Annotated in this window: 21 protein-coding genes; 6 read left to right on the top strand and 15 right to left on the bottom strand. The window is 42.0% G+C overall.

Going from position 1 to position 25,397, the window contains the following annotated elements:
• Positions 1-9: 9 nt before the first annotated feature.
• The 3 genes from gap to FGG15_RS01115 form a co-directional block, all read right to left on the bottom strand.
• Positions 10-1,011, bottom strand: coding sequence for a type I glyceraldehyde-3-phosphate dehydrogenase (gene gap, locus FGG15_RS01125; protein ID WP_138832341.1), 1,002 nt, complete (start codon positions 1,009-1,011; stop codon positions 10-12).
• A gap of 21 nt (positions 1,012-1,032) precedes the next feature.
• Positions 1,033-2,019, bottom strand: coding sequence for a 6-phosphofructokinase (gene pfkA, locus FGG15_RS01120; protein ID WP_138832339.1), 987 nt, complete (start codon positions 2,017-2,019; stop codon positions 1,033-1,035).
• A gap of 129 nt (positions 2,020-2,148) precedes the next feature.
• Entirely contained in the window at positions 2,149-6,576 is a 4,428-nt protein-coding gene (locus tag FGG15_RS01115) for a translocation/assembly module TamB domain-containing protein (RefSeq protein ID WP_138832337.1), read from the bottom strand.
• 102 nt (positions 6,577-6,678) lie between these two features.
• Here FGG15_RS01115 and tsaD point away from each other — a divergent pair, with 102 nt between their 5' ends.
• From tsaD to FGG15_RS01100, 3 genes are all read left to right on the top strand, one after another.
• Positions 6,679-7,707 (top strand): tRNA (adenosine(37)-N6)-threonylcarbamoyltransferase complex transferase subunit TsaD, encoded by a 1,029-nt coding sequence (gene tsaD / locus FGG15_RS01110; RefSeq protein WP_138832335.1) that lies wholly within the window; start codon positions 6,679-6,681, stop codon positions 7,705-7,707.
• Between the two features lie 255 nt (positions 7,708-7,962).
• Positions 7,963-8,289: a TfoX/Sxy family protein gene (locus FGG15_RS01105; RefSeq protein WP_138832333.1), complete on the top strand. Its 327-nt coding sequence runs from the start codon at positions 7,963-7,965 to the stop codon at positions 8,287-8,289.
• Between the two features lie 3 nt (positions 8,290-8,292).
• On the top strand, positions 8,293-8,997 hold the full coding sequence (locus tag FGG15_RS01100; RefSeq protein ID WP_138832331.1) for a 16S rRNA (uracil(1498)-N(3))-methyltransferase: 705 nt from the start codon (positions 8,293-8,295) through the stop codon (positions 8,995-8,997).
• Here the strand turns inward: FGG15_RS01100 and FGG15_RS01095 are convergent.
• On the bottom strand, positions 8,994-9,776 hold the full coding sequence (locus tag FGG15_RS01095; RefSeq protein WP_138832329.1) for a DUF1223 domain-containing protein: 783 nt from the start codon (positions 9,774-9,776) through the stop codon (positions 8,994-8,996). The two genes, FGG15_RS01100 and FGG15_RS01095, sit on opposite strands and share 4 nt — an antisense overlap.
• 39 nt (positions 9,777-9,815) lie before the next feature.
• Between FGG15_RS01095 and FGG15_RS01090 the strand changes: the two genes are divergently transcribed.
• The 3 genes from FGG15_RS01090 (at position 9,816) to FGG15_RS01080 (ending at position 12,759) form a co-directional block, all read left to right on the top strand.
• Complete coding sequence (locus tag FGG15_RS01090) at positions 9,816-10,466, top strand: DUF4159 domain-containing protein (RefSeq protein WP_138832327.1); 651 nt, start codon at positions 9,816-9,818, stop codon at positions 10,464-10,466.
• Positions 10,467-10,469: 3 nt separating this feature from the next.
• A complete protein-coding gene (locus FGG15_RS01085; RefSeq protein WP_138832325.1) occupies positions 10,470-11,570 on the top strand; it encodes an AI-2E family transporter in 1,101 nt (366 codons plus the stop codon).
• 73 nt (positions 11,571-11,643) lie between these two features.
• Entirely contained in the window at positions 11,644-12,759 is a 1,116-nt protein-coding gene (locus tag FGG15_RS01080; protein ID WP_313790974.1) for a class I SAM-dependent methyltransferase, read from the top strand.
• Between the two features lie 34 nt (positions 12,760-12,793).
• Here FGG15_RS01080 and FGG15_RS01075 read toward each other — a convergent pair whose 3' ends face one another.
• The 11 genes from FGG15_RS01075 to kduI form a co-directional block, all read right to left on the bottom strand.
• Positions 12,794-13,714: an alpha/beta hydrolase gene (locus FGG15_RS01075; RefSeq protein ID WP_138832321.1), complete on the bottom strand. Its 921-nt coding sequence runs from the start codon at positions 13,712-13,714 to the stop codon at positions 12,794-12,796.
• Positions 13,715-13,716: 2 nt separating this feature from the next.
• Positions 13,717-14,439: a M15 family metallopeptidase gene (locus FGG15_RS01070; RefSeq protein ID WP_138832319.1), complete on the bottom strand. Its 723-nt coding sequence runs from the start codon at positions 14,437-14,439 to the stop codon at positions 13,717-13,719.
• The gene (locus FGG15_RS01065; RefSeq protein ID WP_138832317.1) at positions 14,436-15,164 is read right to left on the bottom strand and encodes a carboxylesterase family protein; all 729 of its coding nucleotides are present in this window, start codon (positions 15,162-15,164) and stop codon (positions 14,436-14,438) included. Before FGG15_RS01065 ends, FGG15_RS01070 begins: the two co-directional genes overlap by 4 nt.
• 8 nt (positions 15,165-15,172) lie before the next feature.
• Positions 15,173-15,694, bottom strand: coding sequence for a 5' nucleotidase, NT5C type (locus FGG15_RS01060; protein WP_138832315.1), 522 nt, complete (start codon positions 15,692-15,694; stop codon positions 15,173-15,175).
• A gap of 129 nt (positions 15,695-15,823) precedes the next feature.
• The gene (locus FGG15_RS01055) at positions 15,824-16,867 is read right to left on the bottom strand and encodes a LacI family DNA-binding transcriptional regulator (RefSeq protein ID WP_138832312.1); all 1,044 of its coding nucleotides are present in this window, start codon (positions 16,865-16,867) and stop codon (positions 15,824-15,826) included.
• Between the two features lie 74 nt (positions 16,868-16,941).
• Positions 16,942-18,558, bottom strand: a complete 1,617-nt coding sequence (locus FGG15_RS01050) for a sodium:solute symporter (RefSeq protein ID WP_138832310.1) — start codon at positions 18,556-18,558, stop codon at positions 16,942-16,944.
• 10 nt (positions 18,559-18,568) lie between these two features.
• Positions 18,569-19,894, bottom strand: coding sequence for a xylose isomerase (gene xylA / locus FGG15_RS01045; RefSeq protein ID WP_138832308.1), 1,326 nt, complete (start codon positions 19,892-19,894; stop codon positions 18,569-18,571).
• 6 nt (positions 19,895-19,900) lie between these two features.
• Entirely contained in the window at positions 19,901-21,382 is a 1,482-nt protein-coding gene (locus tag FGG15_RS01040; protein ID WP_138832306.1) for a xylulokinase, read from the bottom strand.
• A 302-nt stretch (positions 21,383-21,684) separates the two neighbouring features.
• Positions 21,685-23,244 carry a sulfatase family protein gene (locus FGG15_RS01035; protein ID WP_138832304.1) on the bottom strand — a complete coding sequence of 520 codons (1,560 nt, stop codon included), beginning with the start codon at positions 23,242-23,244 and terminating at the stop codon, positions 21,685-21,687.
• Between the two features lie 124 nt (positions 23,245-23,368).
• On the bottom strand, positions 23,369-24,529 hold the full coding sequence (locus FGG15_RS01030; RefSeq protein WP_138832302.1) for a DUF4861 family protein: 1,161 nt from the start codon (positions 24,527-24,529) through the stop codon (positions 23,369-23,371).
• Positions 24,530-24,544: 15 nt separating this feature from the next.
• Positions 24,545-25,384 (bottom strand): 5-dehydro-4-deoxy-D-glucuronate isomerase, encoded by an 840-nt coding sequence (gene kduI / locus FGG15_RS01025; protein ID WP_138832300.1) that lies wholly within the window; start codon positions 25,382-25,384, stop codon positions 24,545-24,547.
• Positions 25,385-25,397 lie beyond the last annotated feature (13 nt).

The raw sequence follows: 25,397 nt of genomic DNA, 5'->3' as shown, positions 1-25,397 counted from the left end.
GATAGTAAATTATAGGCTTGCTACGTGCTCGGCCAAATCCACCAATTTGTTGGAATATCCAGTTTCGTTATCGTACCAAGAAACTACTTTAAAGAAAGAGGAGTTCAGTTCCATACCTGCTCCCGCATCAAAAATGCTGGTTCTCGCGTCAGCAACAAAATCTTGTGATACCACAGCTTCATCGGTATAACCTAAAATTCCTGCTAAATCACCTTCAGAAGCTTCTTTGAAAGCCTCTTTTATCTCCTCGTATGAGGTCTCTTTCCCCAACTTAACGGTCAAATCCACAACAGAAACATCTGCGGTGGGAACCCTAAAGGCCATCCCGGTTAGCTTACCCACCAATTCAGGTATTACCTTGGTCACAGCTTTAGCAGCTCCGGTAGACGCAGGGATAATGTTCAACAATGCACTTCTTCCTCCTCTATAATCTTTTCTGGAAGGACCATCAACTGTCATTTGGGTAGCAGTTGTAGCATGAACGGTTGTCATCAAACCTTCAACAATGCCAAACTTATCGTTCAAAACTTTGGCCATAGGTGCCAAACAGTTGGTAGTACAGGAAGCATTGGATACAATGTTATCAGAAGCTTTCACATCTTGATGGTTCACTCCCATTACAAACATGGGCGCGTCCTTGGAAGGAGCAGAAATAACCACCTTTTTGGCACCACCATCAATATGGTACTGGGCAGTTTCCAAACTGGTAAAGATACCCGTACATTCCGCAACGATATCGGCACCAACTTCATCCCACTTCAAGTTCTTCGGATCTCTTTCAGCAGTAATCCTAATCGTTTTTCCATTCACAACCAAGTTTCCATCCTTAACTTCCACAGTTCCATCGAACCTTCCATGTACAGAATCGTACTCCAACAAATATGCAAGATGCTCTACATCCAACAAATCATTAATGGCCACAACGTCAACGTTGTCCCTTTTCACAGTAGCCCTAAAGACCAATCTTCCTATTCTCCCGAATCCGTTGATTCCTATTTTTAAATTTGACATTTTTACTTTATTTGGTTTTAATTATGTAGTCATTATATCAGAGACACGGATGAGTTCTTCATCAATGTCCGTATGTGCTTTGATTGCCTCCGCAATCGGAGTCAAAATCAGGTTGTTGTCCCGTATGCCAACCATATAGTTGGATTTCCCTTCCAAGAGGCTTTCCACTGCCTTTACTCCCATTCTACTGGCAAGTACCCTATCAAAACAAGTAGGATTTCCGCCCCGTTGCATGTGTCCCAGTACCGAAACCCTTACATCGTAGATGGGAAGATGTTCTTCCACATATTCCTTAAGTTCAAAAACATTCTTACCAATCTTGTCCCCTTCGGCAACAATGACAATACTGGAAGATTTTCCGGATTTTTTACTTCGTTTCAAGGAATCCACCAGGCGTTCCAATCCCAAGTTTTGTTCTGGAATCAGAATTTCCTCCGCTCCTGCGCCAACACCTGCGTTTAAGGCAATATGTCCCACATCGCGGCCCATTACTTCCACAAAGAACAGACGGTTATGTGAACTAGCTGTATCCCTAATCTTATCAATGGCATCCACTACCGTATTAATGGCGGTATCAAAACCAATAGTATATGTAGAACCTAAAATATCGTTGTCTATGGTACCTGGAATTCCCATAACGGGAAAGTTGAACTCCTCATTGAAAAGTACAGCCCCGCTAAAACTTCCGTTACCTCCAATAACCACAAAGGCATCAATGCCTTCCTTGACCAATTGGTCGTGGGCTTTCTTACGCCCCTCCGGGGTACGGAACTCCTCGCAACGGGCAGATTTTAGTATAGTTCCCCCCTTGTTGATTATGTTATTGACACTACGGGCGTCCAAAGTTTTAAAATCACCTTCAATCATTCCCTGATATCCCCGGTAAATCCCAACACATTCAATTTCCAAATATGCACAAGTTCGCACAACGGAACGAATGGCGGCATTCATTCCTGGAGAATCACCTCCCGACGTGAATACGCCTATTTTCTTAATTTCTAAAGCCATTAAATGATTTAAAAAGCCAAAACTAGGAAACTTTATTTAAATTACGAATGACATACTAACTAATTTGATTTCAGTAAAATTCTCAAACGTTTTCGTGAAAATTTTATTGAATAATCAAAAAAAATAGCGCTATTTAAATGACTTTTTGGTAACACGATTTTTTTGGCCGAAGCGAATCAAGCTATCCTTGCCCATAATTTCTGTGGATTGCTCCGGTTGTGTCCTTGGGGCAGGTTGTTCTTCCTGTTTTTTGAAGATCCTTTGCATCAACTCTTTGAAACTGTTGAAATCTACCTTATACGACAACCCCACACCTTGCGTATACCCTTGACGTTCAGCCCACTGCTGAATTTGATTTTCCCTATTGAAAATTTTGGCACTCAAGGTGCCTTCCTCATTCAACAGCACTTGAACCTCCACATCACCAGCAACAACAGATTCCGATACTCCGGCTCCACCCACAGGAACCCCTACCCTTCCATTGACCAAGATTCTGTCCGATATCTGTGTAGAAACGGTTACCCCTATTCTATTTTCTGTCCTAATATCTGCCTCCCTGTTGATTTGCCCTTGCTCATAGGACAGTCCCAAATTGAATTTGTCATTTTCTCCACCCAAAATCTGGTTGAGTAATCCTGATGCCGTTTGGATAAGATTGCCGGTAACCGCTTGTTGGCTGATTCCGGCTTCCTCATCAACGAAGGTGCCTTGAGCCAAAAGGAAAAATGCATTTCGTTCTTTTACCGTAGGATCTTGGAGTCTGTACTCCAGCTCGGACTGTACCACAGAATTAGTGCCTGGAAAATCAATGTCAAAAGCTATGTTTGGGCTTTCCAATTCCCCATCCAGTCGCACCACCACTTCCGTAGGGATTCTGGACTGGTATGCCTGCCCATCCAACAAAGGAGCAGGGTTTGCATTGAGCCTGTATACCGCTTCCAAATCCAGCTGTGCTTCCAAGGGATCTCGCTCCCATAAAATAGTTCCACCTGGTCGTACCTGGAATTTTTTATCAATAACCCCTCCGTACTTAAAATTATACTCTCCGGTAACGGCCACAAATTCCCCGTACATATTAAATTTCCCATTGGTATTGATCTCAATCAACAGAATTCCTTCCCCGGTTCCCTTAAGGGAACTTCCCGTGTCCTGGTCCACCACAATTTCTACCTCTGCATCTGGGGTAACGGCCAAGTCAAAGGCCATTTCCAAACCTTGGTAATCTTCAAGAACTCTTTCTTCCTTAAACGCTTCGGCACTGCTTTTTTCCACAAAGTTGATAAAGGAGTAATCCCCAACAGTGGTTACATCGCTCAAGGGTATTTTTAATGAAGTACCTCTGGCTGTTGTGGCATCCACGGCAATGGTCAAAGCATCCGTGGGGCCGTAAATACTTCCCGTTCCATTTATAAATCCGGTTCCATAGTATAGGGCTTCTTCATCAAAATCCGTATTCAAGATCATAAACCGATCATTGTTGGTGTCCACATCCAAATCCAAGGACCAATCCCCAAAAGCTGTATGGTTTATAGTGCCGTCCAAAGTAGCTTCGGTACCTTCCACCACGTCTGAAACTCCTACTTGTTCAAAGTAAAAGGTTTGGTCAAAAAGGCGAACCCGTGAATAGGGTGCAAAATTGTAATCCACATTCAAATAGGGAATCCCCAAGCCGGCATCATTCAAACTCAGTATCCCATTGATGGATGGATTGTCCAAATTCCCTACAATTCTGGTATTGCCATCCAATCTTCCGCGAATGTTGGAAATAACCCCATCTCCCAACGGACTAAATGGTTCCAGTTGGAAGCCCGTGAAATTGGCAAAGAGGTTAAGCTCTTGTTCGTTGTTGCGATTGAACACCTTACCGTTGACACTCATCACTTCCTTTCCGTTGTCAATCAACCAGGAATTCACCCCAAACTGGGTAAGGTCGTTGTTGCCAAAAATGCCTATTTCCAAATCCCCCATGCGCATATTATTCACACTAAAATCCCTAACATTAAGACTGGAAGTGGGCAAATAATTGCCATCTTTCTGAAGTATATTCAGGAATCCGTCAACCGACCCATCCAACTTCAAACTATCAATTTCTGGGGTAATCTTGTTCAGGGAAACAATTTTAAACTGAAGGTCCAGGTCCTTATAGGTAGAATCTGCCAGCTCACCCCTTAATCTAATTTGTTCCCTATTGTTATTGTCCATCACCACATCCTCAATCCGGATACTATCCAAGGTTTTATTAAGGATTACCTTATTCTTATCATCCCCGTCCTTATTTAAGACCCATGTATTGCCTTTAAAGTTGATGTCCGAAGTCTTCAACCCGATAACAGATTTATTCTGTTCATTAAAGGTGTGATAAAAGTTGAGTTTGTAACTGTCGTCATAACCTCGTCCACCCTTAAACTCTGTTCTAAAGAACAAGGTATCCTTCAGGGTGGTATTGATCAGATTAAAATCCTTTACGTCATAGTAAATGGTGGACATGTCGGCAACAGAAACAAACGTATTGAACAGCGGGTTCTTATTGTCTATCTTCAGCTCAATATCATCCAGTTCATTTCCGTAGGCTTTTATACTGGGAGATTTAAAAGTGAGCTTAAAATCCCCTTCATCAGAAACTATGTTTCCGCGAATAAATGTATTGGGGTCAAAGGCCACCTCAGGGAAAAAGACGTCCACAATCTTATTGTAAATCTTGAAATTGAAACTGAGATGTTGTCCTCCTGAGATTTCAAAGGGTTTATAGTTGGTATAAATACTTCCGATGGAATTCTGCACCAACCTACCCAGTTCCTCAACCTTAAATTTGCCTTTCACATAGCCTGTAATAATGTCTGGGGAATTAATTTCTACTGTTCGTATAGTATCTGTATCAAAAGACGAGGTGACGGCAAAATCGTCAAAATAGTAGGTTTCATTCTTGTTCTGATATACGGTATTGGAGAAACGTACTTGCCCCACAATATTGTCCAAAGTACTTCCGGCAACGTTCATATTAAGGTTTCCCTTAAACACAGACACACTGTCTTGAATAAAATTCATTTTCTTAAGATCTGCGTGATCTACAGAGGCAATAAAATTGAACTGGTTTTCTTCTTCCGCAAAGTCGGCCAATCCCTCAAAAGTAAATTTTACATTTTGGTCGTTACTGACCAGGGATCCATCAAAAAGCTGTTCCTTCAATATTCCTGAAACCCTTATGTTGGTATACATATAATCGTTGTAATCCAACTTGTATACCTGCCCAATAATTTCTGTGTTCAAGTATTCGGAAATCAAGCCCTTGCCCTCCACATTTACGTCCATGGAAGTCAAGCCCAATTGTTCTTCTTCCACAAAATTGCCCAGGTCAAAATCAAGCAAGGAAATAAACCCAATATAGGATGCATCTTCATTGGTTTGTATGTTGGTCATCTGAAGATCGGCATAACTGCTTCCTATAGCGGTGTTCAGATTCACCTGGACGTCCAGGGAGGTTTCGGTGACCTCTGCATCTCCCCGAATGGTAAATTGACCCAATTTTTGCAGGGGTGGTGGTATGGTTTTTCCCAAAATATTGGGCAAGATTGCTCTTAATTGATAGTAGCTGGAGGTCAAATTTTTCATCTCAGCCTGCATCACAAAAGGCGCATCCTTGCTGAACATATTGTTGAATTGGAAATCGCCCCGGATTCCCGTTCGCCCAGATTCCAGGTAAAGATTGTTCACCTCTATGGCATTCAAGACCCCGCCAAAGTCGCCAGAAAAAGTAACTGTTCTATCCTTTCCAAATTCATTATAAAAACTATTGACATCATTCAACGCCACGGTAGATTCTGTAAACTGTGCCTTTATATTGACTTTGTCCAAGAATTCCTTAAAATCTTCACGGTCGTATTCAAAAACCAGCTGCCCTTTCAATTCTGATTCTTTGGTGCGAATGTTCAGGGACTCAAACCGCATGTATTCCTTGGTATAGGTAAATTGTGTTGCCAAATTTTCCAAACGCACCCCTCTTTTACTAAGCAAAGACAGCTCTTCAATATCCAAGGTCACATCAGGTCCCAGAATTTGAAAGTCCTTGGCTTTGACTTCTAAATCCACAAAATCCAAGACTACCTGTTTTTCCACATTTTCATCGGTCAATCTGAATCTCCCTTCGGCAATTTCTATTTCATCCGAAGCCATAAAGAATGGTGGTGTACCTGGAGCTCTTGGCTGTCCATCATCCAGTTTTGCCACAAAAACATCCAGATTAGTGTCTCTTTCTCCTTCATACGTCTTTAGATTGAAAAACAAACCGTCAATGGCAATGTCGCCAAATTCCATTTTACCATCGGCCATATTCTTGAGGTTCAAAATGGAGGTAGTAAGTTTTTCAATGTAGGCCAAAGTGTCCTTCTTGTAATCTTCTACATAAATTCCCTTGATACCCGTGTTCAAACTAAAAAGCGAAAGACTTACCCGATCAATGTTGATGTTGGTGCCAAACTCAGCATTAAGGGATTCAGTTGCATATTTGGCCATCCGGGTCTGCACTGCTGGAATGGACAAAATTAAGGAGCCTAAGACCATGATCAGCAGAATTGCCAATACCAAGCGCAACAGTATTTTCCTTAATTTTTTGATAGGGCTTTATGTTTTACCTTTGCTCGACCAATTTTTGTTCCAAAATCCGTGACTACAGAAAAAAAATACATCCTTGCCATAGAATCCTCTTGTGACGATACTTCGGCGGCCGTACTTTGCAATACCGAGGTGCTCAGTAATGTGGTGGCAACGCAAGAAATTCACAGGCAATACGGAGGTGTTGTCCCAGAATTGGCTTCCAGGGCACACCAGCAAAATATTGTTCCTGTGGTCCATCAGGCCTTGGCCAAAGCAAATATCGACAAAAAACAACTATCCGCCATAGCATTTACGCGTGGACCAGGACTTATGGGATCATTGTTGGTGGGCACTTCCTTTGCCAAATCATTGGCTTTGGGATTGGATATACCCTTGATCGAGGTCAACCACATGGAAGCCCATATTTTAGCCCATTTTATTAAGGATCAGGACACCCAAAGACCGGAATTTCCTTTTTTGGGAATGACCATTAGCGGTGGACATACCCAAATTGTTCAGGTGAACAACTATTTTGAAATGAAAGTTTTGGGTGAAACCCTGGATGATGCCGTTGGGGAAGCCTTTGACAAAAGTGCCAAACTCATGGGACTTCCCTACCCAGGCGGGCCTTTGGTGGATAAATACGCACGGGAAGGAAATCCTAAGGCATATCCCTTCCCAAAACCCAAGGTGGAGGGTCTCAACTTTAGTTTTAGTGGATTAAAAACGAGCATTCTCTACTTTTTGCAACGGGAAACACAGAAAAATGCAGATTTTGTCCAAGAAAACATCAAGGATATTTGTGCATCCGTTCAGCATACCATCTTGGAAATTTTGATGGACAAACTAAAGCTGGCTGTAAAACAAACCGGAATAAAGCGGGTTGCTATTGGAGGTGGGGTTGCTGCTAATTCGGGCATTAGGTCCAGGCTTAAGGAAGCCGAAGAAACCATGGGGTGGAAAACCTATATCCCAAAATTTGCTTATTGTACGGACAATGCAGCCATGGTCGGGATTGTGGGCTATCTTAAATTCTTGGAAGAGGACTTTACCGACCAAAGTGCAGCCGCCAAGGCTCGTTATGCAATCGGTAGTTGATTTTCAATTAGCAATAAACAATGTTCAATTTTGAATTTTGGATGCCAGGTGTCGGATGCCAGGTGCCTGTGGTGGATTTCAGAAGTTAGAAATCAGAATTCTTGTGTTTGAGCTTGAACTTGAACTTGGGATTGAACAATGTTCAATTTTAAGTGTTAAATGTTGAATTAGAAATCCATTAAGCATTTAAAATTTAAAACTCAACATTAAACCGTTGACTTTCGACTTTCAACTCATAACCATTAACTTTAACCCATGGCTTATAATGAAGAACTTGCGGAACGGATTAGAGCAGCGGTAAAACTGTTTCCAGAACCCTTTACCGAAAAGAAAATGTTTGGCGGCATCGCTTTTTTGTATGGAGGAAAAATGACCGTGGGACCGGTTAAGGATGATTTGATGGTTCGGATTGTTTCAGACAAAATGGGGGCAGCATTACAGCAAGATTTTGTAAGACCCATGGACTTTACTGGCAAACCGATGAAGGAATTCATCTTTGTGTCCGCTGAGGGTTTCAAAACTGAGGAACAGCTACAAGGTTGGATAGAATTGGGTCTGGAACACGCAAAAAGTAAATTGTAATTTATGCAACTTTTCTACAACCCTTCGTTGGACAATAGTTTTAAACAGTTCTTTTTTAACTCGGAAGAAAGTAAGCATATCGCCAAAGTACTTCGAAAGAAAGAGGGAGACATTCTTTATATCACCAATGGGATGGGCTATCTGTTCGAGGCGGAAATCTTGATTGCAGACCCCAGAAAGTGTAAAGCTCAAATTGTAACGGAAAAGAAGAGCATTCCCAAACGCTACCATTTGCATTTGGCTGTTGCTCCCACCAAAATGAATGACCGCTATGAATGGTTTCTAGAAAAAGCTACGGAAATTGGTGTGGATGAGATTACCCCTATCATTTGCGAACGGTCAGAACGCAAGGTTATTAAACTAGAACGTATGGAGCGGGTGCTGCAATCGGCGATGAAACAGTCTTTGCAGACTTTTTTACCAAAATTAAATCCAGCTATTTCATATAAGCAGTTTATGGAACAGCAAATGGAAGGTCTCAAATTTATTGCCCATTGCGAGGAGGGTGAAAAAATGGAGTTGAAAAGAAGAGCCGCCGCTGATAAAGATGTGACTATTCTAGTTGGCCCTGAAGGGGATTTTTCAACAACCGAGATTCAATTGGCCCAAGAAAAAGGTTTTGTTCCAGTTTCTTTAGGGAACAATAGACTGCGTACTGAGACGGCAGCTATAGTTGCCTGCACCACTGTTGCTATAATCAATAGCTAGCGTAAGGCCTTTTTGGTAGCCCCAACAATATCCAAATTCTCGGTTTCAACCAGGGCCATCAGCATAATCTTATCATTTGCTGAAACTATGCTTGGGATGGGTATATGAGCGCTCCCATTTTTTTCAGGGAACATAAGATACTTTTCTGCCACGACAATGTTGCTGTTCTTGAGTGATCTATTACGGTTTTCTCCCCTTTTGACTTGGGTTGTTCGCTCATCCAAGACCAAAATGATCCTTATTTTTCTCCCTTCCAAATTCCCGGTTAATGTGTAATCAAATTTTATTTCTGAAGATGCTTTCTGCACATTGTTAAGTTGAATTTTATTTGCTGGATTTTCTTGGCTATAGGTATTGATACTGGCATATAATTTAGAGGAATTGGATCCCACAAAGTGCTCCATTCCATTAACCACAAGTTGAGGGGTATAGTTGCTGCGGTTTTTAAATTTTATATTGTATTCTCCTTGCTTTTTGCTATAACCTGATTTACTAAAAGGATCATTCCAACCAATGTAATTCCAATAGTCCACATGATACGAAAGCGCAAAAACCTTGTCCGGAAATTGGCTTTTCACCTTGTCCAAAAGCCGGTCGGCGGGAGGACAACTAGAACATCCCTGGGAAGTAAAAAGTTCCAAAACCACTATGGGCGCGTTCACCGTATTTTCAACCTCCTTGGATGCGCTGGGTAGAACCTCCATGCTATCTACCTTGTACAAAGTGGCCAAGGACATCCCAAAAAGGGCCATGGAAGAAATTATGATTTTTTTAATCATGAATACTGTACATTTGATTCATTGGTTAATCGGAGGTCCATGAAACTACTTACGAAACGCTTGCTCTTTTTAACTTTTTTTATGATGACCCTGGGTCATGCTCAGGACATTGCAGTACTCAAATACGGAGGTGGAGGAGATTGGTATTCCAACCCCACCGCACTGCCTAACCTTATTGCATTTTGTAATGCCAATATCGGAACCAAAATCAATCCAAAACCACAAACTGTGGAGGCCGGTAGCATATCCATTTTTAGATACCCATATCTGCACATGACCGGTCATGGTAATGTATTTTTCACGGAAGAAGAAGCATTGAATTTAAGAACGTATCTACTTTCCGGCGGTTTCCTTCATGTGGATGACAATTATGGTATGGAACCGTATTTAGTGAGTCAATTGGAAAAGGTTTTTCCAGAAAAGCAATTGGAAGAATTGGGGGCGGACCATCCCATATTCGACCAACAGTACAAGTTTCCCAATGGCTTGCCCAAGATTCATGAGCACGATGGTAAAAGACCTCAAGCGTTGGGAATTTTTGACCAGGGTCGCTTACTCCTACTATTTACTTTTGAGAGTGATCTGGGAGACGGTTGGGAAGACCCCTCCGTTCATAATGACCCAGAACAAGTACGCTTGAAAGCCCTGCAAATGGGTGCCAATATTGTGGAATATGCATTTAAAAGTTAAACCATGAGATCCAAAACCATTGCCAACGGAATATTAAGGGCGGTAGCTATCATTGTAGGTATTGTGCTTATTGCTTATCTACTGTTTAAGATTCAGTCTGTCCTGGCGTATTTGGCTATAGCTGCCGTTATTGCCTTGCTGGGAAGACCCATTGTTCTGTTTCTTAGAAGAAAACTTAAATTCCCGAATACCTTGGCTGTAATTGCAACCATGGTTTTTATGTTGGCCATTTTTTTGGGCATACTGGCTTTGTTCATCCCATTGATCAACGAGCAAAGTAGAAACCTCTCCCTGTTGGATATTGAATCGTTAAAAGCAGATGTCAATACCCTATACCTTCAGATTTTGGAATATTTTGGGGCAACAACGGACAGTGTAAGTCATTTAATCGAGGACTCTCATTTAGAGAAGAATGTTTTGGAAGGGTTGGATCTTGGATTTATTCCCAACGTTCTTAACTCCTTCATGAATGCCCTTAGCAGTTTCAGTATTGGTCTTTTCTCGGTGCTTTTCATCTCTTTTTTCTTTTTGAAGGACAGCAAACTTTTTCAAAATGGGATGCTCACTTTTGTTCCCGATGATAAGGAAAACAACTTGGTGAAGTCTGTTGACAAAATCAATAATTTATTGTCCAGATACTTTGCTGGAATCCTGTTACAACTGTTCATCCTCTTTGTAATTTACACCATTGCACTTTTAATTGTGGGTGTTGAAAATGCTATTGTGATTGCATTCCTTTGCGCCCTTTTCAACATCATTCCATACATCGGTCCGATCATTGGCGGAGCCATCATGCTTACCCTAACCATGACGAGTTTTTTGGGTGCAGACTTCAGCACCGTAATTCTTCCCAAAGCCATGTATGTTTTGATTGGTTTGGTGATCGGCCAATTAATCGATAATTTCTTTTCCCAGCCCTTCATTTTTTCCACAAGTGTGAAATCACATCCCTTGGAAATCTTCTTGGTGATCATCATTGCCGGTTTGCTATTTGGAGTTGTTGGTATGGTGGTTGCCGTACCCGGATATACCGCGATTAAGGTGATTTTGAAGGAGTTTTTGGCGGAAAACGAAGTAGTGAAAAAGCTTACAAAAAACTTATAGTGTCAGTTTGAATGAATTGATATTAAATACTGGTGTTCAAGATTTTATAGAAAAAAATTGGAGTACTGACATCGTGTCAGTTTTGCTTAACAAACCACTTTTTGATGGTATTTCACAAAAAGAGCTTGTAATCCAGCTTGAAGCCAAAAAAAAGTGCAGGGAAAAACTACCTATCTGGTTCCAGACACCAAACATTTACTACCCTCCCAAGCTTCACATTGAGCAAACCAGTTCGGAGCAAACAGCAATGTATAAAGCTGACTTGATTCAAGGAAAAAAGCTGTTGGATTTGACAGGGGGACTTGGCGTGGACAGCTTCTATTTTTCATCCCATTTTGAGTCGGTTTTTCATTGCGAAATGGATTCAAATTTGAGTGAAATTTCGGAGCATAATTTTAAAGCTTTGGACAGAAATAATATCACTTGTATTCCAGGTGATGGGTTGGAATTTTTGAAAACCACAGGGAACACTTTTGATTGGATTTTTGTAGACCCCTCCAGAAGAAATGATAAAAAAGGAAAAGTGTTTTTACTTGAGGATTGTTTGCCTAACCTACCTAAGTATCTTCCTCTACTTTTTGAAAAAGCATCCCGAATTTTGATCAAGACCTCTCCCCTTCTGGATTTAAAGCAGGGCATCCAAGAACTAAAATTTGTAAAGGAAATTCATGTGGTTGCCGCCCAAAATGAGGTAAAGGAACTTTTATACGTTTTGGAACAGGGCTATGCAAGTGAAGTTGAGATAAAAACCGTCAACCTATTTCAAGACCAACAAATTTGCTTCGATTTCAATTTACAAGACGAACAACAGATCACTGTTCAATTCGGAAAACCCCAAAACTATCTCTATGAACCCAATGCGGCCATCTTAAAATCAGGCGGGTTCAAATCCATTGGCAAATCCACTGGGGTTCAGAAGCTGCATCAGCATTCCCATTTGTACACTTCAGAAAAACGCTTGAATTTTCCTGGCAGAGCCTTTAAAATTGGGGAAGTCCTACCCTATTCCAAGAGCGGTATGAAGTCCTTTTCAAATACCAAGGCCAATGTAAGCACCCGAAACTTTCCACTATCCGTAGCGGAACTAAGGAGAAAACACAAAATCAAGGATGGTGGGGAAACTTATCTGTTCTTTACCACGGATAAGGAAAATAAGCGAACCGTTATCGTATCACAAAAATGTAATTGACCAGGGTTTTAAGAGCAAGATGAAATGTCCTCACCTAGTCCATGGACGACAACCATTCAATAAATCCATTGAGCCATCCTTTCAACAATGTATGATTCAGCCCCAGCGCAAAACCATGCCCCCCTGAAGGATAAATGTGCATCGTTACAGGTACCTCATGACTCTTAAGCGAGCTATAAAACCTAAGGCTGTTTTCAACGATTACGGCCTCATCGTCCGTGGCATGCAATAAAAATGTCGGCGGAGTATTGGCATTCACGTGCAGCTCATTGGAAAAATGCTTCATAAGCTCATCTGAGCTTTGCTTCCCCAACAGGGCTTCTCTAGACCCTCCATGTGTTATCTCATTGTCCATCGTGATTACGGGGTAAACCAATGCCATAAAATCGGGTCGAGCGCTAAGTTGGTCTGCATCATCTTGATTATCATAGACTTTGTCATCATAATGAACGCCTAAGGTTGAAGCCAAATGGCCCCCTGCTGAAAAGCCCATGATTCCAATTTCGTCTGGGTCAATGTTCCATTTTGGTGCCATCTTCCGTACCAATCGAATGGCACGTTGGGCATCTTGTAAGGGCACTTCGTGTCTGTTTTTAACTATGGATTTGGAATTGGGCAAACGATATCTTACCACAATGCCCACAATCCCTTGGGAATTGAAAGCCTTTGCAAAATCCACTCCCTCCCAATTGTAGGCCAATCCTTGATAACCTCCACCTGGAAACAACAAAATAGCTTTGCCCGTATTATTTGGAAGACTTGGCAGATACACCTCTATGGATGGCTGTTGCACATTGCGCACCCAGCGAATGTTTTCCAAAGTGTCCACCTCCTTTTCTCCTATATCGATTTGATTGGGAACCCCTTTGGGCCAAAGTTGGATGATGGTATCCTGGGCAACCAATCCATTTAAAAAAAATAGGGAAACTAGTACAGTGATGGGTAGTCTTTTCATAATTAGTTTTCAGTTTGATCGCAATTCCATTTAAAATTAGCCACTTTATCGTTTGATCCGGCAGACAGGTTGTAATGCCACCATTCGGTTCGGATAGACCAAAAGCCATAGGCTTCCATAGTCTCCTTTAACAACTTCCTGTTGTCCAAGATGTTTTGGGGCAAATCCATATTATCGTGATAAGCGCGTTTTCCAAAAAAATCGAAATCTGTTCCCATATCCAGTTCTTTCCCCTCCATATCCACCAAAGTAATATCTACAGCACCTCCTTTGTTATGGATAGATCCTTTCACTGGGTCAGCAACATATTGGGGATTGGACACTATTTCCCACATCTTATACTGAACGCTATTGGGCCGGTAACAATCAAAAAACTTAATCTTCACTCCATTAGCCAAGAAATCGGTGTTGGCCGCAATGAGAGCTTTGGCAGTCTTTACACGTGTATAACATTCAGGGCAATCGTACACCTTGGCTTTCAAAAAATTGTTTTCAGTGGCATACCTCATGTCATAAGCGAAATCATCACTAAAATCGGCCAACCGCACAAAGGTAGTATCCGCTAAACCTTCAAATGATTTAAAGACCTGTTTTGGAGCTTGATTTATGGTCTCTATTACTTCCTGTTGGGTGGTTTGTTCATAAGAGGTAGCTTCCCGTGTTTTTTCTTTGACCTCTTTGCATCCGGCGAACAAAACCAAGGTTATAAGCAAAAGTTTTTTCATCTTATTCGTTTTTGATTGGCAAACCAAGTATATAAGGAATCCGTGGTATAGGCCCGTTCCCATGAGTTATGTCCAACATTCCCATATCGGGTATATCTCACCTTGTAATTCATCTTCCGCAGCTTTTCTACCATTTTATCCGATTCTTCCACAGCAATTACGTTGTCATCTTCACCATGAAACACCCAAATAGGCATATTTTTATCTATCCAATGTGCATAGGGCAATGGGGTCATTCCACAGACCACGGCCATGGCGGCAAAGGTGTTGGGATATTGGGTAGCTAATTCCCAAGCGGCACTTCCACCCCGGCTTAAACCGGTAAGGTAGATTCTGCTCACATCTACATTGTTGGTGGTCACCACAGAATCCAAAAGTTGTTTGACAGCTTCAGCATTCCACCACTTCTTTTTATGTGGATTTTGGGGAGCCAAGACCAAAAAAGGAAATTGTTTGCCCTCAACCAGCAGTTTGGGTGGGCCGTTTTGTTTGATTTCCTCCAAATCACCTCCTGCTTCTCCTCCTCCATGCAAAAACAGCAATAAACCGAAACTTTTATCGCCATCGGCTTCATAGTCTTGGGGATAGTACAGATAATATCTAAGGTTCTCCCGCGTGACGGTTTCCACATTATCTTCAATGATCTGCGTCTGCGCAGCACAGGCGTGAAGCAGAAAGAAACTGCATAAGAAAAGAAGCTTGCACCAAGGTCTAGGGATTTCCATACCTCAAGTTACAAAAGTTTGGCTGCGATTTCTTCCCAATTGTTCGCTCTTTCAAAGCCATTGGTATTTATATTATGGGGAGAGCTAAACATAATGGAGCGTCCCTCAAAGTTCTCCAAATTGTAGGCCCTGTCATCAATGAGAATATCTCCTTTTAATATGTATTTATTTCCGCATAATATTCTCCGTTGCCATGGGATAAAGGGAAAGAACTCGTCTAACCAATCCGACTTCTCTTTTAGAGATTCGGGAAATTGCATGGCTGCAGAAGCTATATAAAGCTCGTACTTTTTATCCAGTTCGGACATGACTTCTTGGCTTCCTTCGATAAGCTTCAAATCCCTGAAAAAACCCTTTTCCCATGCATGGCCTTTCATGTATGCAGCATGTTCCTCTGGAACACTCTCCCATGCCTCCTTACCTTGATAAGCTTCGGGGGTTAGTTTAATACCATAATCCTGTTCGTATAATTCCAAATGGGCCAAATAGGTGTCGGCCAACACCTCATCCATGTCAACAAAAAGTGTCATTGCAATAAAATTAGTCCCGAAGGAAGTAAAAAATGGGCAGCTTACAAATTGATTTGGGCTATATAATGATTATTTAACCCAAACAAATCCTAATGTCACAGCTTAGACCATTTTATGCTCAAGGATTGTCTAACTTAACTGTTTACTGGACTTGGTTCCCAATTTCCTAGTAGATTCCCGCTCAATAAGCGTGGTCTTCACAAGCTTTGTAGTAAAGGGCATTTCCCCCTCGTATTCAATTCTGTCAATCAGGATGTTTGCTGCCAATTCACCAATGTATTTTCCATGCTGACTCACCATACTAAGGGCTGGGGAAACGTATTTGGACAAACGTCCATTGGTAAACCCAACAATGGATATTTGATCAGGGACGTCTACGCCTTTCATTTTAAGAATATTCAAAGTATCTACCGCGGTCATTTCATCCAAAGCTATGATCCCATCAATTTCCTTATCCGCAATAAGCAGTGAAATGAGAAGCTCCAAATCATCGCTTCTTCCCACTTTTACTATGCGTTTTTCATCGAAATCCTTTCCATTTTCCTGAAGCGCTTTTTTATAGCCTTCCACTCGTAACTTCCCAACGCTGGAATTATAGATGGAAGTGATGATGGCAATTTTTTGGCACCCAGTTCGCAATAAATGTTGGGTTGTCTTGTACCCCGCTTCAAAATCGTCAACCACAATTTTATCACAATCCAAGTCATCTGAAACCCTATCGAACATGACCATGGGTATTTGATTTTCAATGAGGTCTTGAAGATGTTCCACATTGCCTTTCGCCTGTGTATCCTCGGAAAGTGACATAATAATGCCGTCAGCGGTTCCCGAACTTAGCAAATCCACTGTCTGGCATTCTTTTAGATAAGATTCATCCGAAATACAACTGATGATACCATACCCACGGGCATTGGCGGTTTGCTCAATCCCGTAAAAGACCTGCGTGAAAAAATAATTCAAAATATTGGGAACAATGACCCCAATGGTCTTGGTGCTCTTTTTCAAAAGGCTTAATGCTACATGGTTGGGTCTGTAATGGTGTTCCTTGGCAAATTCCTGGATTCTCTGTTTAAGGTCGGTACTTATTTCATGACTATCATTAATGGCCTTGGATACCGTTGAAACGGAAACCCCAAAATGAGCTGCTATATCTTTTAAGGTTATTTTTTTCATAGGCTCAATCCAAATTGATAAACCACCGTATCCGCTAGAAGCAATTTATCCCCAACAACCGGGGGTTATATCATCTAACCCACAAAATAGGACAAAACGCTTATCACAACAACGAGCAAAAGTACCGAAAGTACGATGTCAACGGTAGAAATACTTTCTTTGTTCAGTTTTCTGTCTTCCTCTGTTAAAGTCCCCAAGGATAGTCCACTAATGGTTGCGTAATTAGGCGGATTGGTCCCAAGGCTAACAGCAATGCAGACCACCACGGAAAAAATGAACATAAAAATGGCCATGTGGGCAAAGTTTATGGTGGCAAAGGTGAGCAAAGCACCTGATAGATCAGCTTGATAAATTTCTGCCATTATGCGCAGGGCTGCTATGACCAACCCACTGAACAGGGTAACAATGGCCGCCTGTGAATTCACCCTTTTCCAAATAATTCCCAATAGAAAAACCGCTGTTATGGGTGGCGCTATATACGACTGAACACTCTGGAGGTACTGATATAGAACACCTCCACCTATTTTGTCCATGATGGGAATCCAAATGATCCCCAATATCACCACAATGGATGTGGCTATTTTACCAATACGAAGGAGTTTTTTCTCCTCGGTCAGAGGTTTCAATTTTTTATAGATATCTATAGTGAAAATGGTTGAACAAGAGTTAAAGACGGATGCAAGCGAACTCATCAAAGCAGCCATGAGACCTCCAGCTACCAAACCTTTTAAACCAACAGGCAATAAGGTTTTGACCAGTACAGGAAACACCTCATCACTTTTTTCATAGGTCAATACGCCCTGCTGTGCCAATGCAAAGGCTATAATACCCGGAATCAAGAAAATGAAAATGGGAAGTAGCTTCAAATAAGCGCCAAATATGGCTCCTCTTCGGCCAATTTTAATATTGTTGGCGGCTAGGGTTCGTTGTACAATGTATTGATCTGTACACCAATACCATACCCCTACAATAGTTCCTCCTATCAGCATCCCTGTCCAGGGAAAATCAGGATCGGAAATTGGTCGCCACATATTGAAATGTTGACTTCCCGCAACTTCGCGCAATTGTTCCCAACCCCCTACTTCTTGCAAACCCAAATAAGTAATGATCAATGATCCTGCGATTAAAATAACCGTTTGGAGCGTTTCCGTATAGATTACCGCCTTCATTCCGCCAATAATGGTATAAGCTCCTGTAAAAATCACAATACCAATAGCCCCGTACCAAAAAGGGATTCCCAATAGTTCAGAAACCACGATTCCTCCCGCATAAATAGTCACGGACACCTTGGTAATTACGTATCCCACCAAGGAAAAAACAGATAAAAACCAACGGGAACGACTATCAAATCGCTTTTCCAGAAATTCAGGCATAGTAAAGGCCCTGCTTCTAAAATAGAAGGGAAGGAAAAGCCAACCCAGCAGCAAAACAATCCATGCATGCAATTCGTAATGAGCCATGGGCATTCCGGATTCTGCCCCGGTTCCCGCCAGGCCCACTACGTGTTCAGAACCAATATTAGAAGCAAATATGGAGGCCCCAATTACAAACCAGCCTACATTTCTACCGGCCAAAAAGTAATCCTCAGTATTTTTATTCTTCTGAAGGACGACCCAAACGGCCACTGCAATTAAGGCTGCCAGGTATCCTCCAAGGACCCACCAGTCCGCTGTTTCCAATATTGATTCCATAGTTGGTTTTTTAGCTGTATTGGTTCAAAATGTTTTCATACAATTCCTGCTTGCCGCTGATTTGCTCAGGTTCACCATGGGTACCGGCATAATCATATAGATCGCTCAAGGATAGTTTTCCAGCCACATAATCAGCGCCCTTACCCGATTGGAAAGAACTGTACCGCTTATCCAGCAAGGATTGGTACGGAGATTTTTGCAGTACTTCGTCAGCTAGAATTAACGCTCTAGCAAAGGTATCCGCACCACCAATATGTGCTAGGAAGATGTCCTCCAGATCTGTGGAGTTTCTTCGGGTTTTGGCATCAAAATTGATCCCTCCTCCTTGCAGTCCATCAGATTTTAGGAAGACCAACATGGCCTCCGTAGTTTCCAATACATTATTTGGAAATTGGTCGGTGTCCCATCCATTTTGATAATCTCCACGATTGGCATCTATGCTTCCCAGCATACCGGCATTGGCTGCTACCTGCAATTCATGTTGGAAGGTATGTTGCGCCAAGGTAGCATGGTTCACCTCAATATTCAATTTAAAATCGTTCTCCAGCCCATATTCCCGTATGGTGTTAATGGATGTAGCCGCGTCAAAGTCATATTGATGTTTGGTTGGCTCCATAGGTTTTGGTTCAATGAAAAATGTTCCTTTGAACCCTTGGCTTCGTGCATAATCTTTGGCCATATTCAAGAACCGCCCAATGTTGTCCTGTTCCAACTTCATGTTGGTGTTCAATAAGGACATATAACCTTCCCTGCCTCCCCAGAACACATAGTTTTCACCATCCAACGCCATGGTAGCATCCAAGGCAATCTTTACTTGGGCACCTGCTCTGGCCACCACATCAAAATTGGGATTGGAGGCTGCCCCGTTCATATATCTTGGATTGGAAAAACAGTTGGAGGTTCCCCACAAGAGCTTGGCACCCGAGGCGTCCTGCTTTTGCTTTAAGTACTCCACAATTTCTTGGATCCTTTTTTCAGATTCGGCCAACGTAGAAGCCTCATCCACCAAATCAAAATCATGAAAGCAGTAGTAATCAAAACCCATTTTGGTTATAAACTCAAATGCGGCATCGGCTTTTTCCTTTGCAGCCTGCACTGCGTCGGAACTTGTAGCCCATGGAAATTGTTTGGTACCTGGACCAAATGGGTCTCCACCCGTTCCACAGAGGGTATGCCAATACGCCATGGCGAACTTAAAATGTTCCCGCATAGTTTTACCGGCTACTAGTTGCTCCGGATTATAGAATTTGAAGGCCAACGGATTGTCCGATTCCCTTCCCTCATACTTAATCTCTCCAATTCCTTTGAAGTATTCTTTGTCTCCTATAAGTGCCATTTTATCCTATTTTTTAATGATTAGTTCCAATTCTTTTTTCCAGTTATGGTATGCGGTTTGATACGATTCTCTATCCTCGAAGGGCATGTAGGTCATAACGTGATCGTTTCGCATAAAGGCCGAAAAGCCATCATAACCTTGTTCTGCAATCGCACAGGCCCTTGCTGCTCCAATGGCCCCTGTGGTATTGTATATTTCTATTTCTTGTTGAATTAATGTTGCAATGGTGTTTGAAAAGATATCCGATCGGAAGAGATTATCGTTCCCTGCTTTGATAACCTTGGGGTCAATACCATCAGATTTCATGATTTCCATTCCATACACAAAGGAAAAGGCAATCCCTTCCAAGGCGGCCCGGCACATATGTGCTTTGGTGTGACGGTTGAGATCCAAGTTTAGGATGCGGGTTCCCACATCTTGGTTCATCAGCATGCGTTCAGCTCCATTGCCAAAGGGAACAATACAAAGTCCATCCGAACCTACTTCCACTCCAGCTGCCAAATTGTTCATTTCCTCATAGGACGAAACCGCCAAGTTATTGAGCAACCAACGGTATTGGATTCCGGCTCCGTTGATGCAAAGAAGTTTGCCTATGTTTTTGGTTTTGCCCTTACTGTAATTCACATGAGCAAAGTTGTTGACCCTTGAGCTTTCCTTTACAGAAAGATTGTCAGTTACCGCATAGACCACACCAGAGGTTCCCCCTGTTGCCGCCACCTCCCCTGGGTGAAACACATTTAATGACAAGGCATTGTTGGGCTGATCACCAGCTCTGTACATGATAGGGGTTCCCTCCAATAACCCGCTTTCCTCAGCTCCTTTTGCAGATACTTTGCTTTGAACGCCAAATGTTTCAACAATTTCAGGGACAAGGGCTTGGGAGAAGTTGTGGTAATCCAAAATGTCCTTTGAAATTTCATCTAGTTTGAAGTCCCAAAAAATACCTTCGGACAATCCAGAAATAGTTGTGTTTATCTCGTTGGAAAACCGATAGGCCAAATAGTCTCCAGGCAACATAAATTTAGCTATGCGATCATAGATTTCTCTCTCGTTATCTTGGACCCATCGTAGTTTGGAGGCAGTAAAATTGGCCGGGGAATTCAATAGATGTGTATCACATTTTTCCGTTCCGATGGCTTCATAGGTTTGGTTGCCAATTTCAACGGCTCTACTATCGCACCATATAATGGATTTACGAAGTGGTTTACCTTTTTTATCCAACACTACCAGACCATGCATCTGGTACGATATGCCAATGCCTATTATATCCTTTTTAGAAACATTATGGTTTTTCTTTATCCGTCTAATGCCTTCACACACATGAAACCACCAGTCCTCTGGTTTTTGTTCGGCCCATCCCTTTTGGGCGGCATGCATGGACATCTCTTCTTCGGGTTGCTGAACCACGCCAACGCTCTTTCCTTTGGAGCTATCCACTAAAGCAACTTTGATGGAAGAACTTCCTAAATCAATTCCTAAGTAATACATGTAACAAGTGGCTTGGGTTTAACCAAATGTAAAAATTGCAATGGGTAAATGGAGGTGTTTTGTGGAAAATGGTTCCAATTGAATACAAGACATGCTTTCTGCTAAATGAGATTATGAGTACATATCATTGATTATGAGGTAATTACATTTTTAATAGTTTTACGAAACTTTTTCGAAAACCTTTTCGTAAATTTTCGTGAATCCCAAGAATCTTTGGACATGAATTCCTCGTTTTCAAGAAAATAGGAATAGTTCGCTTCCAGATTTGGTCAAAACTACCGGAGTCTGGAAAATAAACAATCCTATTTGAGTTCTAGCGGTTCAATATTTAGGTTCTCTCCCCTAATCCTTTCGAATATCGTAATCAATTCTTCAAGTTTTTCTGGATTGGATTCCGCCAGATTTTGGGTTTCCCCAATATCATCTTTTAGGTTATAGAGCTGGAATTCATCCGAGTTGCCCAACTCTATTTGAACATTGGGGCTCACTTTTTGTCCCCCATAAGGTGGAATCATGACCCAATCTCCTTTCCGGAGGGCGGTTCTGGTTGAAGCTTCAATGACAAGCTCCTCCCTTCCTTGGGTACTCTCTCCCAAAAATGCAGACAATAAATCCTCACTATCCTCCACTTTAACCTCACTACCAACAAGGGTGGCCAAAGAAGTGAGCAAATCCATTTGACAAACCAAGGCGCTTGATGATCCCGGTTCAATGGTTCCTTTCCAATAGGTAAAAAATGGCACGTGTGTACCCGCCTCGAACAAGCTATACTTCCCTCCTCTAAAGGGTCCCCAAGGCGTATGGTTCCCATTTTTTTCAACCGCATCATCATAGTAGCCGTCGTTCAGTACAGGTCCGTTATCGCTGGTAAAAACAATCATGGTGTTTTCCAATATTCCTTCTGATTCCAAAATCTTTACCAATTCCCCAATACACCAATCCGCCTCAAAAATGACATCACCTCTAGGACCCAATCCCGTTTTCCCAACAAAGCGTTCATGTGGGGTTCTTGGCACATGGGGCTGCTGTAGCGCATAATACAGGAAAAAGGGAGCGTCTTTCTGTGCTTTAATATAATCTTGGGCCTCTTTTAAAAATACATCGGCCATATCCTCATCACGCCACTGTGCTTTTTTACCCCCTTTCATAAACCCAATTCTAGGGATTCCATTCACCACACTATTGTTGTGTCCGTGATGCCATCTCATTTTTAGTTCTTCCGGATTATCCAATCCAGTGGGTTCTCCTTCAAAATTTTCCGCATAGTTAATCTCGATGGGGTCATTTGGATCAAGGCCTTCCACGGTTCCATTTTCAATATAAACGGTTGGAACCCGATCTTGGGTTGCTGCCATTATATAGGAATGGTCAAAACCAACTTCATTGGGTCCGGGTGACACCGTGGTGTTCCAGTCAACCTGTCCGCTTCCTAAACCTAAGTGCCATTTCCCAACAATTCCGGTGTGATATCCAGCACCCTTAAGCATTTTAGGCAAGGTCATTTGTTCAGTCCCTATGATCAAGGGAGCGGTGCCGGGCAAAATTTTTGCATTCTTCTCACGCCATGGGTAGACTCCGGTTAGTAGCGCGTACCTACTTGGCGTACAAGTAGCTGATGAGGCATATCCATTGGTAAATACCAAACCTTCAGAAGCCAACTTGTCCATATTAGGTGTTTGCAGTTCCGTAGACCCATTGAATCCCACGTCTCCATATCCTAAATCATCCAGATAGATAACAATAATATTAGGCTTTTGTGAAGTTTGCTCCTTTGGGGCTTGCTTTTCCTCTTTACAGCTACCTAAAAATAGGAGCACTATTGTGCATAAGGTGAATAATGAGATTGGTTTGATAGAATTCATGGATGGGTGTTTAAAAGAACAATATACTTGACAAAGGCATAGGAATCAATCACCTTAAATAATTTATTTGTTATATATATCCTGTAGTGGTATTCCGTATTCAAGTAATACAGCTATCAAGTGATTATTCAACTTTCAATGGCTTGGAAAGTTTTAAGGCAAATTCGGACAAATAGTCTTCCCATTCTTTTTGAGATTTAAACTGACCACTTTTTTTCCATCCAAAACCAGCATAGTAAATCACTTTTCCATCCTTCACTTGGAGATGCGCATAGGCGTTGCTCAAATCTACTTGGTCTGTTTCATAGGTTTCAATATCCTTGAAAACAGAAGGGGGTGCTACAATTGCTGAACCCAGTTCAGAATCACCATGGGGTTGCCAATAACTAAGCCATCCCTGGGCTTCGTTGTCCATCACCACGCCATCTTTTTCATGCAAGGTAATCCCAGCAGCAATGTGCTCCGTTCCTTCCAAGCTTACCTCGAATCTTGAAAGGTTGCTACCTTTATCCAAGCTAATAAGCTTAGTTTCCTTGATCAAAGCACCCTTGGCATCCCAATCGTCGTACTCCAAATAAAAACTGGTTCTAATAGGTCCAGAGGCAATATGCTGCCAGTTGCTGAAATTTTTGGAAAAATAATATGTACTGTCCTTTTTTATGGCCAATCCGCCTACCCCTCTGCTTGGCCCTACGTGAAAATTGTCCAATCCCTCACCATCATCCTCATGATAACTTCCTTCGGTTTTCAATTCCTTGCGGTACCATTTGTTAATGATAGGATATTCCACCCTCTTTAACCAGGCATCCACTCCGCTGGATAGTGTCCCTCCCTCCTGATTCTCTTCAGCCATTTTCTGTGCCTTGGGTCCAAAAACCCGAAAGGCCACCTTGTCGTTTTCCCAAGCATAATCATCCATCCGTTCGGGAACAAAGCGAGAAAAACATACGGATTTCGACTTAGGCCTTTTCGAATGATGGATTTCAATCAATTCAAATTTTCTCTTGGAATTTGCCTTCATCCTAGGTTGGAACAAAAGTACATCAGCATACTGATTTTTATCTGTATCTACCCCTTGGGAAACTAAAACTTCTTTCGTTTCAAAATCTTGGATACCATAGTTGTTCAGATTGTCAACCCCTAAAAATGCGCTTGTAAGTTCAACGGTTTCAAAAGCCCTATCCATACCCAATTCATTTTCAACAATAAAGGTGAAACCAGAATCTTCGGGAGTACAGGAATTTATAAAAGCAAAACTTAAAAGGGAAATGAGAATTTTATTCATGGTCATCGGATTGATTTAACGAAGTTCGGTAATAGCAGCGACATCCATATCTGAATAGTCCAGATTTTCCCCAGCCATACCCCAAATAAAAGAGTAGTTGGAAGTCCCCGATCCACAATGTATGGACCAAGGTGGAGATATCACTGCTTGATGATTGTGCACCCAGATATGCCGTGTTTCTTCCGGTTGGCCCATAAAATGGCATACGGCCTGATTCGTTGGAACGTCCAAGTAAAAATAGATTTCCATACGCCTATCATGCACATGAGCGGGCATTGTATTCCAAACGCTTCCAGATTTTAAGGTGGTCATACCCATTTGCAATTGACATGTATCCACCACCCCTCCAATGATCATCTGATGTACTATTCTGTGGTTGGCGGTTTCCATGCTTCCCAGTTCTAATGTATTGGCCTCTTGCAAGCTTACCTTTTTAATTGGATAAGTGGTATGCGCTGGCGCCGAATTAAAATAAAACATAGCTGGTTGCTCAGAGTCATCGCTCTTAAACACAATTTGCTTGTTTCCCTGCCCTATATAGAGTGCATCTTTGTGTCCTAAATGGTAAGGGGCACCATCCACCTCAACTGTTCCTGCCTCTCCAACATTAATGATTCCCATTTCCCTACGCTCCAAAAAATATTCCGCTTTTAATGGTGCAATGGATTCCAAGTTCAGGCTATTTCCCGGAACTGCAGAACCTACAATGTAACGATCATAATGGGAATAGGTCATGACAATCTTATCTTTTTGCATCAGGTTGTCTACAAGAAATTCTGCTCTCAGTTTGGCAGTATCATAACCCTTTACTGTTTCTGGATTAGAGGCAAATCGGCTTTCATATTGAGTATTCATGCTGTTATATTTT

Origin of the sequence: Flagellimonas algicola (assembly GCF_005937185.1) — a bacterium.
In the GTDB taxonomy this organism is placed as follows: Bacteria; Bacteroidota; Bacteroidia; order Flavobacteriales; family Flavobacteriaceae; genus Flagellimonas; species Flagellimonas algicola.
The sequence above is the reverse complement of the archived record's forward strand: the minus strand, read 5'-3'. Positions and strand labels throughout refer to the sequence as shown.

Excerpts from the sequence above, each read along its gene's own strand:
- FGG15_RS01115 (WP_138832337.1), bottom strand. The coding sequence starts at position 6,576 with ATGGTCTTAGGCTCCTTAATTTTGTCCATTCCAGCAGTGCAGACCCGG.
- FGG15_RS01085 (WP_138832325.1), top strand. The coding sequence starts at position 10,470 with ATGAGATCCAAAACCATTGCCAACGGAATATTAAGGGCGGTAGCTATC.
- FGG15_RS01060 (WP_138832315.1), bottom strand. The coding sequence starts at position 15,694 with ATGACACTTTTTGTTGACATGGATGAGGTGTTGGCCGACACCTATTTG.
- FGG15_RS01075 (WP_138832321.1), bottom strand. The coding sequence starts at position 13,714 with ATGAAAAGACTACCCATCACTGTACTAGTTTCCCTATTTTTTTTAAAT.
- FGG15_RS01035 (WP_138832304.1), bottom strand. The coding sequence starts at position 23,244 with ATGAATTCTATCAAACCAATCTCATTATTCACCTTATGCACAATAGTG.
- FGG15_RS01100 (WP_138832331.1), top strand. The coding sequence starts at position 8,293 with ATGCAACTTTTCTACAACCCTTCGTTGGACAATAGTTTTAAACAGTTC.
- FGG15_RS01055 (WP_138832312.1), bottom strand. The coding sequence starts at position 16,867 with ATGAAAAAAATAACCTTAAAAGATATAGCAGCTCATTTTGGGGTTTCC.
- xylA (WP_138832308.1), bottom strand. The coding sequence starts at position 19,894 with ATGGCACTTATAGGAGACAAAGAATACTTCAAAGGAATTGGAGAGATT.
- FGG15_RS01050 (WP_138832310.1), bottom strand. The coding sequence starts at position 18,558 with ATGGAATCAATATTGGAAACAGCGGACTGGTGGGTCCTTGGAGGATAC.
- FGG15_RS01105 (WP_138832333.1), top strand. The coding sequence starts at position 7,963 with ATGGCTTATAATGAAGAACTTGCGGAACGGATTAGAGCAGCGGTAAAA.
- FGG15_RS01070 (WP_138832319.1), bottom strand. The coding sequence starts at position 14,439 with ATGAAAAAACTTTTGCTTATAACCTTGGTTTTGTTCGCCGGATGCAAA.
- FGG15_RS01065 (WP_138832317.1), bottom strand. The coding sequence starts at position 15,164 with ATGGAAATCCCTAGACCTTGGTGCAAGCTTCTTTTCTTATGCAGTTTC.
- pfkA (WP_138832339.1), bottom strand. The coding sequence starts at position 2,019 with ATGGCTTTAGAAATTAAGAAAATAGGCGTATTCACGTCGGGAGGTGAT.
- FGG15_RS01030 (WP_138832302.1), bottom strand. The coding sequence starts at position 24,529 with ATGAATAAAATTCTCATTTCCCTTTTAAGTTTTGCTTTTATAAATTCC.
- FGG15_RS01040 (WP_138832306.1), bottom strand. The coding sequence starts at position 21,382 with ATGTATTACTTAGGAATTGATTTAGGAAGTTCTTCCATCAAAGTTGCT.
- FGG15_RS01095 (WP_138832329.1), bottom strand. The coding sequence starts at position 9,776 with ATGATTAAAAAAATCATAATTTCTTCCATGGCCCTTTTTGGGATGTCC.
- kduI (WP_138832300.1), bottom strand. The coding sequence starts at position 25,384 with ATGAATACTCAATATGAAAGCCGATTTGCCTCTAATCCAGAAACAGTA.
- gap (WP_138832341.1), bottom strand. The coding sequence starts at position 1,011 with ATGTCAAATTTAAAAATAGGAATCAACGGATTCGGGAGAATAGGAAGA.
- FGG15_RS01090 (WP_138832327.1), top strand. The coding sequence starts at position 9,816 with ATGAAACTACTTACGAAACGCTTGCTCTTTTTAACTTTTTTTATGATG.